12 protein-coding genes are annotated in these 12,029 nt (G+C 61.9%); all 12 read left to right on the plus strand.

The window, feature by feature from the left end; genetic code table 11:
• Positions 1-4: 4 nt before the first annotated feature.
• The 12 genes from fdx (at position 5) to HW090_RS16045 (ending at position 12,027) form a co-directional block, all read left to right on the plus strand.
• Positions 5-343 (plus strand): ISC system 2Fe-2S type ferredoxin, encoded by a 339-nt coding sequence (gene fdx / locus HW090_RS15990; protein WP_179114457.1) that lies wholly within the window; start codon positions 5-7, stop codon positions 341-343.
• Between the two features lie 12 nt (positions 344-355).
• Positions 356-556, plus strand: coding sequence for a Fe-S cluster assembly protein IscX (iscX, locus tag HW090_RS15995; protein WP_179114458.1), 201 nt, complete (start codon positions 356-358; stop codon positions 554-556).
• A 97-nt stretch (positions 557-653) separates the two neighbouring features.
• The gene (gene ndk / locus HW090_RS16000) at positions 654-1,085 is read left to right on the plus strand and encodes a nucleoside-diphosphate kinase (protein ID WP_131183853.1); all 432 of its coding nucleotides are present in this window, start codon (positions 654-656) and stop codon (positions 1,083-1,085) included.
• A 19-nt stretch (positions 1,086-1,104) separates the two neighbouring features.
• A complete protein-coding gene (gene rlmN, locus HW090_RS16005) occupies positions 1,105-2,244 on the plus strand; it encodes a 23S rRNA (adenine(2503)-C(2))-methyltransferase RlmN (RefSeq protein WP_179114459.1) in 1,140 nt (379 codons plus the stop codon).
• Positions 2,245-2,255: 11 nt separating this feature from the next.
• Entirely contained in the window at positions 2,256-3,017 is a 762-nt protein-coding gene (gene pilW, locus HW090_RS16010; protein ID WP_179114460.1) for a type IV pilus biogenesis/stability protein PilW, read from the plus strand.
• The gene (locus tag HW090_RS16015; protein ID WP_179114461.1) at positions 3,014-3,961 is read left to right on the plus strand and encodes a RodZ family helix-turn-helix domain-containing protein; all 948 of its coding nucleotides are present in this window, start codon (positions 3,014-3,016) and stop codon (positions 3,959-3,961) included. Before pilW ends, HW090_RS16015 begins: the two co-directional genes overlap by 4 nt.
• 2 nt (positions 3,962-3,963) lie before the next feature.
• Positions 3,964-5,076: a flavodoxin-dependent (E)-4-hydroxy-3-methylbut-2-enyl-diphosphate synthase gene (ispG, locus tag HW090_RS16020; protein WP_179114462.1), complete on the plus strand. Its 1,113-nt coding sequence runs from the start codon at positions 3,964-3,966 to the stop codon at positions 5,074-5,076.
• A 13-nt stretch (positions 5,077-5,089) separates the two neighbouring features.
• A complete protein-coding gene (gene hisS, locus HW090_RS16025) occupies positions 5,090-6,379 on the plus strand; it encodes a histidine--tRNA ligase (RefSeq protein WP_179114463.1) in 1,290 nt (429 codons plus the stop codon).
• A gap of 28 nt (positions 6,380-6,407) precedes the next feature.
• Positions 6,408-7,049 (plus strand): YfgM family protein, encoded by a 642-nt coding sequence (locus HW090_RS16030; RefSeq protein WP_179114464.1) that lies wholly within the window; start codon positions 6,408-6,410, stop codon positions 7,047-7,049.
• A gap of 4 nt (positions 7,050-7,053) precedes the next feature.
• Positions 7,054-8,202, plus strand: coding sequence for an outer membrane protein assembly factor BamB (bamB, locus tag HW090_RS16035; RefSeq protein ID WP_179114465.1), 1,149 nt, complete (start codon positions 7,054-7,056; stop codon positions 8,200-8,202).
• Between the two features lie 89 nt (positions 8,203-8,291).
• Positions 8,292-9,773 (plus strand): ribosome biogenesis GTPase Der, encoded by a 1,482-nt coding sequence (gene der / locus HW090_RS16040; RefSeq protein ID WP_179114466.1) that lies wholly within the window; start codon positions 8,292-8,294, stop codon positions 9,771-9,773.
• Between the two features lie 214 nt (positions 9,774-9,987).
• On the plus strand, positions 9,988-12,027 hold the full coding sequence (locus tag HW090_RS16045) for an AsmA family protein (RefSeq protein ID WP_179114467.1): 2,040 nt from the start codon (positions 9,988-9,990) through the stop codon (positions 12,025-12,027).
• The last annotated feature ends 2 nt before the right edge of the window (positions 12,028-12,029 follow it).

A 12,029-nucleotide genomic window follows, 5' to 3' on the forward strand; every position in this document is an offset into this window, starting at 1 on the left:
CGAGATGCCGCAAATTACTTTCCTGCCCAATGCCGATCATTGCCCCGAAGGCGCGGTGATCGAGGCGAAAGCCGGCGAAACCATACTGGACGCCGCATTGCGCAATGGCATCGACATTGAGCATGCCTGTGAGAAATCCTGTGCCTGCACCACCTGCCATATCGTCGTGCGCGAGGGGCAGGCTTCGCTCGAGCCCTCCGACGAACTGGAAGACGACATGCTGGACAAGGCTTGGGGGCTGGAGCCTGATTCTCGGCTCTCCTGCCAGGCGGTGGTGGCTGACCGTGACCTGGTCGTGGAAATTCCGAAATACACGATCAACCAGGTTTCCGAAGGGCATTGAGGCGAGGCACATATGGAACTGAAATGGGCTGATGTGCTGGATATCGCCATCGAGCTGGCCGAACGCAAGCCGGACGTCGATCCGCGTTATCTGAATTTCGTCGAACTGCACCGCTGGGTGGTGGAGCTGCCGGGGTTTGCCGACGATCCGCAGCGTGGTGGTGAGAAAGTCCTGGAAGCCATTCAGGCAGCCTGGATCGAAGAAATGGAGTAGGGGTGGCTCACGCCTGCCCCTTATGCTTTTACCCAAACCCGCGTATGATTCGCGGGTTTACTCGTTTACTTTCAACCCTGAAATTCTGGAGTCTCAAATGGCCCTGCAACGCACCTTCTCCATCATCAAGCCCGACGCCGTCGCCAAGAACGTCATCGGTGAAATCACCAGCCGTTTCGAGAAGGCCGGCCTGCGCATCGTCGCTTCCAAGCAACTGCAACTGTCCGAGCGCCAGGCTGCCGGTTTCTACGCCGAGCACAGCGAGCGCGGTTTCTTCAAGGATCTGGTTGCCTTCATGATCTCCGGTCCGGTCATTGTCCAGGTTCTGGAAGGCGAGAACGCCATCGCCAAGAACCGTGAGCTGATGGGCGCCACCAACCCGAAAGAAGCCGCTGCCGGCACCATCCGCGCTGACTTCGCTGTTTCCATCGACGAGAACGCCGTTCACGGTTCCGACTCCGAGGCTTCCGCCGCTCGCGAGATCGCCTACTTCTTCGCTGAAACCGAAATCAACGCTCGCATCCGCTAAGCGGACGCAGGTGGAGCCCATGACTGTATCGACCGGTAAAGTGAACCTGCTGGGCCTGACCCAGCCGCAACTGGAGAGTTTCTTCGATTCCATCGGGGAGAAGCGTTTCCGTGCCGGTCAGGTCATGAAGTGGATCCACCATTTTGGCGTCGATGATTTCGACGCCATGAGCAACATCGGCAAGGCCTTGCGTGAAAAGCTCAAGGCCTCTGCCGAGATACGCGGTCCGGAAATCGTCAGCGAAGACATTTCCAGCGATGGCACCCGCAAGTGGGTGGTGCGTGTCGCCTCGGGCAGTTGCGTGGAAACCGTCTACATCCCTCAAGGGGGGCGGGGCACGCTGTGTGTATCGTCTCAGGCCGGCTGTGCACTGGACTGCAGCTTCTGCTCGACCGGTAAGCAGGGCTTCAATAGCAACCTCACCGCGGCCGAAGTGATCGGTCAGGTGTGGATCGCCAACAAATCATTCGGAACCGTCCCGGCCAAGATCGATCGGGCCATCACCAACGTGGTGATGATGGGGATGGGTGAGCCGTTACTGAATTTCGACAATGTCGTCGCCGCCATGCACATCATGATGGATGATCTGGGCTACGGCATTTCCAAGCGCAAGGTCACGCTCTCCACCTCGGGCGTGGTACCGATGATCGACGAGTTGGCCAAGGTCATCGATGTGTCCCTGGCGCTGTCGCTGCATGCGCCCAATGACGAACTGCGCGACAAGCTGGTGCCGATCAACCGCAAGTATCCGCTGAAGATGCTGCTGGAGGCTTGCCAGCGTTATATCTCGCACCTCGGCGAGAAGCGTTTCCTGACTATCGAATACACGCTGCTGGAAGGTGTCAACGATCAGCCCGAGCATGCTCGGCAAATGATCGAGCTGTTGGCCGGCATCGAGTGCAAGGTCAATCTGATTCCGTTCAACCCGTTTCCACACTCCGGTTACGAGCGCCCGAGCAACAATGCCATCCGGCGTTTTCAGGATGCCTTGCACAAGGCCGGCTTCAACGTGACGGTGCGCACCACCCGCGGCGAGGACATCGATGCCGCCTGCGGTCAGTTGGTAGGTCAGGTGATGGACCGGACGCGTCGGAGCGAGCGCTATATCGCTGTCCGTGAGTTGCAGAGTGATACATCCGTAGCCGCCGGTCATTCCTGAGAGGCTCGCCCATGGATGTGCGACTCGCGTTTCTGCTTTTCCTCATGATGGGCGTGCTGGGTGGCTGTGTGAGCTCTGGCACCGCCGATCCGCTGAAGAGCGAGGCCGGTCGTAGTCAGGCGCGGGATGCCTATATCCAGTTGGGGCTTGGCTATCTGGCCCAGGGCGAGACGGCAAGCGCCAAAGCTCCGCTCTCCAGTGCACTCGAACTCGATCCGAAGAGTGCCGATGCACATGCGGCGCTTGCGCTGGTTTTCCAGCGGGAGATGGAGACTGCCATGGCGGATAAGCACTTTCGGGCGGCGCTCGCCGCAGGTGGCGATGCGCGCATCCTCAATAACTATGGCGGTTTCCTGTTCGAGCAGGGGCGCTACCAGGAAGCCATGGAACGCTTCAGCCAAGCGTCCGAAGACACTTTGTATGTCGAGCGCGCCAGGGTTTTCGAGAACCTCGGGATAACCGCGCTGCGCCTTGGGCAGCCAGCCAGCGCCGAAGGTCATTTCAAGCGTGCATTGCGCCTGGACAGCCGGCAACCCATGGCTTTGCTCGAACTTTCGCAGTTATCTTTCGACGCCGGACAATACGTGCCCGCGAAAGACTATTATGATGCCTTCGGCCAACTGTCCGGGCAGAATGCTCGCAGCTTGCTACTGGGCATCCGCCTGGCGGAAATCCACCAGCAGCATGAGCAGGTCGCACTCCTGGCGTCGCAACTGCAGCGTCTATACCCAGGCACTCCTGAATACAAGCAGTACCAGTCGGAGCAACGATGAGCGCATCGTACCCAGAATCCCCATCATCGGTTTCCGCCAACCCTGGCGAGACCCTGCGCCTGGCGCGCGAGAGCAAAGGGCTGTCGCTGGCGACGGTCGCCTTGCAGCTCAACCTGCCCGTAAAGACCCTGCAGCAGATCGAGAGCGGTGATTTCTCCCGGCTGCCGAGCGCGACTTTCGCACGGGGTTACGTTCGCTCCTACGCCAAGTTCCTGGAGCTGGACCAGAACCGGCTCGTGCATGAGTTCGATGTGCATACAGGCAGCGGTGCCGCCAGCAGTACGGTGCATAGCCTGGAACGTATCGATGAGCCTTCCGGAGTGGCGCGCAGTGTGTTGCGCCTGTTCAGCATCAGTCTGCTGCTGGTCTTGCTGGTCACGGCGTTCTACTGGTGGCAGGAGCAGGCCGATGGCGATGCCATCGGCAACCTCAGCAGCGCGTTCGAGCGAATCGAGGTGGAATCGGTTGACGGCACTACCGAGATCCATGTCCTGGATCCGAGCGAAATCGCGACGCCAGATGAGCCAGGCATCGCCGATGTAGAGATCGCCCAGACCACCACCGGGGATGAGACTCCGCCATCAGAGAATGTCGAACCGGCGCCTTCTGTTCCGGCGGCTGACACGACGCCCACCGATGCGGCGCCCGCGCCACAGGCTGCCCCCACTGCGCCGGCACCGGTGGAGCAGCCGCTGGCAGCGGGTGAGGGGCGCATCGAGCTGAGCTTCAGCGGTGATTGCTGGATCCAACTGACCGATGCTGATGGAAAAGTACTGCTCAGTACCCTGGCCAAGGCGGGCAGCAGTCAGGTGCTGACGGGCAAGGCCCCCATTTCCATTCACCTGGGCCGCGCTTCGGCTGTACAGGTGCGCTACAACGGTGAGCCGGTCGATCTGGCGCCTCATATGCGTGGCGAAATCGCACGCTTCAAGCTTGGACAGTAATGATGCACGGCGAGTCTCCTATCAAGCGGCGGGTTTCCCGCAAGATCTGGGTCGGTAATGTGCCTGTCGGCGGCGATGCACCCATCGCAGTGCAGAGCATGACCAACAGCGAAACCTGTGATGTGGCTGCGACGGTCGCCCAGATCCAGCGCCTGGAAAATGCAGGCGCCGATATCGTCCGTGTGTCTGTGCCTTCCATGGAAGCTGCCGAGGCGTTCGGCCTGATCAAGAAGCAGGTCCGGGTTCCGTTGGTGGCCGATATCCATTTCGATTACCAGATCGCATTGCGCGTGGCGGAGCTGGGCGTCGACTGCCTGCGTATCAACCCGGGCAACATCGGCCGCGAAGACCGGGTCAAGGCCGTGGTCGAGGCGGCGCGGGACCGGGGTATCCCTATCCGGATCGGCGTCAATGCCGGCTCCCTGGAAAAGGATTTGCAGAAGAAGTACGGCGAGCCGACGCCCGAAGCGCTGCTCGAGTCGGCGATGCGCCATGTCGAGCACTTGGACCGGCTGAACTTCCATGACTTCAAGGTCAGTGTGAAAGCCTCCGACGTATTCATGGCCGTGGCGGCTTACCGGCTGCTCGCCAAAGAGATCGAACAGCCGCTGCACCTGGGGATCACCGAAGCGGGTGGTTTGCGCTCGGGTACGGTCAAGTCCGCTGTCGGCCTTGGCATGCTGTTGGCCGAGGGGATTGGCGACACCATCCGCATTTCCCTCGCCGCTGATCCGGTCGAGGAGATCAAGGTCGGCTTCGATATCCTCAAATCCCTGCGCCTGCGTTCACGTGGCATCAATTTCATCGCCTGCCCGAGCTGCTCGCGGCAGAACTTCGACGTGGTTAAGACCATGAACGAGCTGGAAGGTCGCCTGGACGACCTGCTGGTGCCGATGGACGTCGCGGTGATTGGCTGCGTGGTGAACGGACCGGGGGAGGCCAAGGAGGCGCATATCGGCTTGACCGGCGGCAGCCCGAACAACCTGATCTACATCGACGGCAAGCCGGCCCAGAAGCTGACCAACGACAATCTGGTCGACGAACTCGAACAACTGATCCGCGAAAAGGCCGCCGAAAAGGCCCAGGCCGAGTCTGCGCTGATCATTCGCAGTTGATTAAGGAAAAGCATTGAGCAAGTCCCTGCAAGCCATCCGTGGGATGAACGATATCCTGCCCGGACAGACACCGACCTGGCGTTACTTGGAAACGACCTTCGCACAACTGCTCGACAGTTACGGTTACAGCGAGATTCGTCTGCCGATCCTCGAGTTCACCGACCTGTTCGCCCGAGGAATCGGCGAAGGCACCGATGTCGTGGACAAGGAGATGTACACCTTCCTCGACCGCAACGAAGAGTCCCTGACCCTTCGCCCGGAAGGTACCGCCGGTTGCGTGCGTGCAGTGCTGGAGCATGGCCTGAGCGGTGGTGGTCAGGTACAGAAGCTCTGGTACACCGGGCCGATGTTCCGCTACGAGAAACCGCAGAAAGGCCGCTACCGCCAGTTCCACCAGATCGGGGTTGAGGTGTTCAACCAGCCGGGCCCGGACATCGATGCCGAACTGATCGTGCTGACCGCGCGCCTGTGGAAGCAACTGGGTATGGCGGATGCCGTGACCCTGCAATTGAACAGCCTCGGTTCCAGCGAAGCACGTGCCGAGTACCGTGATGCGCTGGTGGCCTACCTGCGCGAGCGTTTCGACCAGCTCGACGAAGACAGTCAGCGCCGCCTGACCACCAACCCGCTGCGCATTCTCGATAGCAAGAATGCCCAGACCCAAGCGTTGCTGATCGGTGCGCCGACCCTGAGCGATTATCTGGACGACGCCTCGCGCGAGCATTTCGAAGGCTTGAAGGCCCGCCTGGATGCGGTCGGCATCGCCTACCAGATCAACCCGAAGCTGGTGCGTGGCCTGGACTATTACGGTCGCACGGTGTTCGAGTGGGTGACCGACAAACTGGGTACCCAGGGAACCGTCTGTGCCGGTGGCCGCTACGATGGGCTGGTCAGCCAGTTCGGCGGCAAGCCGACGCCCGGTGTGGGCTTCGCCATGGGGGTCGAGCGCCTGGTGCTGTTGCTGGAAACCCTGGAACTGGTGCCTGAGGCGCTGAGTCGGTTGCCCCATGCCTATATCTGCGCCTTTGGCGAGGCCGCGGAGCTGGCGGCACTGGAGTTGGCCGAGCGCCTGCGGGACAACGTCCCCGGCCTGCATTTGCTGGTCAATAGTGGTGGTGGCAGTTTCAAGAGCCAGTTCAAGAAAGCGGACAAGAGTGGCGCCCGTTTCGCCCTGATTCTGGGCGAGGACGAACTGGCCGCGCGCGTGGTAGGTTGCAAGCCGCTGCGTGACGATGACGAACAGCAGAATATTGCCTGGGATGCCCTGGCCGGGCATCTGGCAGCCTGTGCCGAGCAGGCCTGAGATCAACGCGAATGAAAGGAGTGAACGTGTGAGCACGGCTACCGAAGACGAACAAATCGAGCAACTGAAGGACTGGTGGCAGCGCAACGGGAAACCCTTGGTGACCGGTGGCCTGGTGGCCCTGGTACTGGTGTTCGGTTGGCAGTTCTGGCAGAACCATCAGGTCAAGCAGGCGCAAGGTGCATCAGTCGTCTATCAGCAACTGCTGACGGCCGCGCTCGATTCCCCGCAAGTCGATCCTGCCGAGATCGTGCGGCTGGGCGGCATCTTGAAGAAGGATTTTGCCGGTACCCAGTATGCCCAGTACGGCAGCCTGTTCGTGGCCAAGGTCGCCCTGGAAGCCGGGCGTCTCGACGATGCCGCCGGCGAATTGCGCCTAGTGCTGGACAAGCCTGCCGATGCCACCCTGGAAGAGCTGGCTCGCCAGCGTCTGGCCCGTGTGCTGGCCGCACAGGACAAGGCCGAGGATGCCCTTGCGCTGTTGAATGGCGAGGCTGACAAGGCGTTCGCCGCTGGCCGTGAAGAGCTGCGTGGCGATCTGCTGGTACAACTTGGTCGTGGTGACGAAGCCCTCGCGGCCTACAGCAAGGCCAAGGAGTCGCTGTCCCAGGACGCCGCCATCGGTGGCCTGCAATTGAAGCTCGATGATCTGGCCCGAGAGGAGGGTTGAAGCCATGCGCTGGAAGACAACCGCGTTGCTGGCCCTGGCCGTTCTGGTCGTGGGTTGCAGCAGCACCGACAAGAAAGAACCTCAGCCTGCCGAACTGACCAAGTTCACTGCTGAAGTGAAGTTGAAGAAGCAATGGAGCCGCTCCATTGGCGATGGTCAGGGCAAGACTTACAACCTGCTCACGCCTGCCCTCTACGGCGAGCATATCTATGCCGCCGACGTTGAAGGGCTGGTGGTTGCCATGGACCGCGAGACCGGCAAGGTCCAGTGGAAAAAAGACCTGGAAGTCCCCGTTTCGGGTGGCGTCAGTGTCGGCTACGGCATCGTGGTGGTCGGTACCCTGACCGGCGAAGTGCTGGCCCTGGACGTCGAAAGTGGCGAGCAGGTCTGGCGCAGCAAGGTCAGCAGCGAAGTGCTGGCATCCCCTGCAATCAATGGCGACATCGTGCTGGTGCAGACCCAGGATGACCGCCTGATCGCATTGAACATCGACGATGGCAGCGCACGCTGGAGCTACGAGAGCTCGCCAGCGGTATTGACGCTGCGTGGCACGGGCGCGCCTTTGCTGACTAACCAGTTGGCCATTGCAGGGCTGTCGTCAGGCAAGGTGGTGGCGCTGGATACCAGCCGTGGCCTGCCTGTCTGGGAACAGCGTGTCGCCATTCCCCAGGGCCGTTCCGAACTGGAGCGTATCGTCGATATCGACGGTGGCCTGCTGTTGTCCGGCGGAACCCTGTACGTCGCGTCCTACCAGGGCCGTGCCGCGGCACTGGAACTGCAGAGCGGACGCATTCTGTGGCAGCGCGATGCGTCGACCTACTCCGGCATTGCCCAGGGTTACGGCAGCATCTACCTGAGCCTGGCGGACGGTTCGGTCGAGGCCATCGATGAGCGCTCGACCACCGCCCTGTGGCGCAACGAAGAGCTGACGCGCCGCCAACTGTCGGGACCAGCGGTGTTCTCCAGCTATGTCGCCGTGGGTGATTTCGAAGGTTATCTGCATCTGCTGAGCCAGATCGATGGCCGCTTCGTATCGCGTATCCGTATCGACAGCGCCGGACTGCGCAGCCGCCCGGTGGTCGAGGGTGACTGGTTGTATGCCTATGGCAACGACGGCAAGCTGGTTGCCTTGACCATCGAGTCGAACGACTGAGGCGCAATAACGCCTGCTGTCGTGTGAGTGCTGGGCCGCTGCCATGCAGCGGCCTTCGTGTTTTCTGAAATATCACAATGGAGAGCCGCATGGTTCCCGTAATCGCCCTGGTGGGCCGCCCCAACGTGGGCAAGTCCACGCTGTTCAACCGACTGACCAAGAGCCGCGATGCCATCGTGGCCGAATACGCCGGGCTGACCCGCGACCGCCAGTATGGCGAGGCCAAATGGCAAGGCCAGACCTATATCGTAATCGATACCGGCGGTCTCTCCGGTGACGAGGAAGGTATCGACGCGAAGATGGCCGAGCAGTCCCTGCAAGCCATCGAAGAAGCCGATGCCGTGCTGTTCATGGTGGATGCGCGCGCTGGCCTGACCGCTGCCGACCAGATGATCGCCGAGCATCTGCGCAAGCGGAACAAGCGCAGTTTCCTGGTCGCCAACAAGGTCGACACGGTCGACCCGGACCTGGCACGTGCCGAGTTCAGCCCCCTGGGGCTGGGTGATGCCTCGCCCATCGCCGCTGCCCATGGCCGTGGTATCAGCCAGTTGCTGCAGGACGTACTGGGTCTCTTCAAGCAGGAAGAGCCGGAGGTCGTTGCGCAAGAGGATGAGGCTGGAGAACCGGGTTCCGAAGAGCAGGAACTCGCTCGAATTCCCGGCCCGAGCGAGAAGGACGGCATCAAGATCGCCATCATCGGTCGCCCGAACGTCGGCAAGTCGACCCTGGTCAACCGCATGCTCGGCGAGGAGCGGGTCATCGTCTATGACCAGGCCGGTACCACCCGCGACAGTATCTACATCCCGTTCGAGCGCGATGAAGAGAAATACACCCTGATCGACACCGCTGGTGTGCGTCGTCGCGGCAAGATCTTCGAGGCCGTGGAGAAGTTCTCCGTGGTCAAGACTCTGCAGGCGATCCAGGACGCCAACGTGGTGATCTTCGTCATGGATGCGCGGGAAGGGGTGGTCGAGCATGACCTCAACCTGCTCGGCTTCGTGCTGGAAACCGGCCGGGCGCTGGTCATCGCGCTGAACAAGTGGGACGGCATGGAGCCCTCGGAGCGTGACTATGTGAAGACCGAGCTGGAGCGCCGGCTGTTCTTCGTGGACTTCGCCGATATCCACTTCATCTCCGCCAAGCACGGTACGGGGGTCGGGCACCTCTACAAGTCGGTACAGAATGCCTTCCGCTCGGCCATCACCCGCTGGCCGACCAGTCGCCTGACGCAGATCCTCGAGGACGCTGTGCGCGAGCACCAGCCGCCGATGGTCAGCGGCCGCCGTATCAAGTTGCGCTATGCCCACCTGGGGGGGGCCAACCCGCCACTGATCGTGATCCACGGCAACCAGGTCGACGCGGTGCCCAAGTCCTACTCGCGCTACCTGGAAAATACCTACCGGCGCGTGCTCAAGCTGGTCGGGACGCCGATCCGCATCGAGTACAAGGGTGGCGAGAACCCTTACGAGGGCAAGAAGAACACCCTGACCGATCGCCAGGTGAACAAGAAGCGCCGGCTTATGTCGCACCACAAGAAGGCCGAGAAGAAGCGTCGGGACAAGAAGAAGTAACACCCTGCGGCATCTCATGGCCGGTCGCTGTGTAGCGAAAGCTGGCGTGATCCGGGGCGCGATCAGGCGCATTGCCTGACTCGCGCTCCGGACTCTTGGTGCCGGGTATTTATCCTTTCCCGTCAGGCGTGTGGAGCGTTGGTCGATCTTTTCAGTCATATGGACATCAGGGCGAGCGAGTAGCGCTCGGTCCAGGACGAAAGGAGGTCGATGGATGCGCTATGTACGCAAGCTGCTGGTATGGCTGGTCGCCGTTTCCCTGTTGCTGATTGCAGCGCTTATCGTGTTTCTGGCGTTGTTCGATTGGAATCGGGCGCGCCCGCTGATCAACGAGCAGGTCTCGGCAGCACTCGACCGACCGTTCGCCATCGAGGGTGATTTGCGCGTGGTCTGGCAGCGCGAAGCTGGCCAGCAACGGTTGGGTGCCTGGATACCCTGGCCGCATATCTCCGCCGAGCGGCTGCGCCTGGGGAATCCCGAATGGGCGCAGGGCGATACCTTCATCAGCCTCGACAGTGTGCGTTTGCGCCTGTCGCCGTTGCCGCTACTGTGGAAGACCGTGAGCATTCCGAGTATTGAGTTAGGGGGGCCGATTGTCGATCTGCAGCGCCTGGCTGATGGGCGGGCCAACTGGGTGTTCGACCTGGGCAACGAGCGCTCGGAGGCGAGCAGCCCCTGGACGCTGGACATTGGCACCATCGGTTTCGACAAAGGCCAGGTCAAGCTCGATGACAAAAGCAGCGACACCCGCCTGGAGGCCTCGGTAGAGCCGCTCGGCGAGCCCATTCCTTTCGCCGAGATCGTTGGCAAGGGCGTTGCCGAGCGCCTGGCCGAGACGACTGCCCGCGCACAGGATTACGCCTTTGCCTGGCAGGCCAAGGGCCGTTTCCGTGGTCAGGCGGTGACTGGCACCGGCAAGGTCGGGGGGCTGCTGGCGTTGCACGACGCCGCGCAGCCTTTCCCGTTGCAGGTGGACCTGCGCATCGGCACCACCCATATCGTCCTGGCAGGTAGCCTGACTGACCCACAGAACCTCGGTGCACTGGATCTGCGCCTGAGTCTGTCCGGTAGCAGCCTGGGCCAACTCTACCCACTGACTGGCGTGACCCTGCCGGAAACCTCGCGTTACAGCACCGATGGCCGTCTGCAGGCGGACTTGCGTGACAGCGATGGCGCCGTCTTTCGCTACCTCGGCTTCAATGGGCGTATCGGCGACAGCGATATCCACGGTGACCTGACCTTCGTTGCCCGTGAGCCCCGCCCCAAGCTGTCCGGGCAACTGACGTCCAACCAGTTGCTGTTCAGCGACCTGGCGCCGCTGATCGGCGCCAACCCGACTGCCGAGAAGAACACGTCGGGAGGCCCGCCGACGAATCGCGTTCTGCCTGCTGCCGAGTTTCGCACTGACCGCTGGCGCGCCATGGATGCCGACGTGCGTTTCATTGGCAAGCGCATCGTGCACAGTGAACAACTGCCCCTCAGCGGCCTGGACACCCATGTGGTGCTCAATGATGGCCGGCTCTCCCTGGAGCCACTGCGCTTTGGCCTGGCGGGTGGCCAGCTCGATGCGAACATACGCCTCGACGGCGCATCCACGCCGTTGCAGGGGCGGATGCGCGTGCGTGCGCGGGATCTCAAGCTCAAGCAACTGTTTCCCGGTTTCGCACCCATGCAGACGAGTTTTGGTGAGCTCAACGGTGATGCCAGCCTGGCAGGTCGTGGCAACTCCTTGGCCGCCTTGCTGGGCGGCGCGGACGGGGAGCTGAAGATGCTGATCAACGATGGCGCGGTCAGCCGTGGCCTGATGGAAATCGCCGGGCTTAACGTGGGCAATTACCTGGTGGGGCGGCTGTTCGGGGACGATGAAGTGAAGATTCACTGCGCCGCCGCCGACCTTGGCATCAAGCAGGGGCTGATGAGTGCGCGCCTGTTCGTCATCGATACCGACAATGCAGTGATCAAGGTCGACGGCAGTGCCAACTTCGCCACCGAACGGCTGGATTTCACCATTACGCCGGCGACCAAGGGGCTGCGCATTTTCTCCCTGCGCTCGCCACTCTACGTGCGCGGGACGTTCAAGACGCCGGATGCGGGTGTGCAGGTCACACCCTTGGCGTTGCGCGGAGCCGGCCTGGTGGCGCTTGGCGTGGCCGTGGCGCCAGCGGCAGGTTTGCTGGCGCTGGTGGCACCCAGTGCCGGCGATGAGCCGAGCCAGTGCGAGCCACTGCTGCGGCAGATACAGGGCGGTGGTTGAGC

The sequence above is a fragment of the Pseudomonas sp. ABC1 genome, from assembly GCF_013395055.1.
Lineage (GTDB): Bacteria > Pseudomonadota > Gammaproteobacteria > Pseudomonadales > Pseudomonadaceae > Stutzerimonas.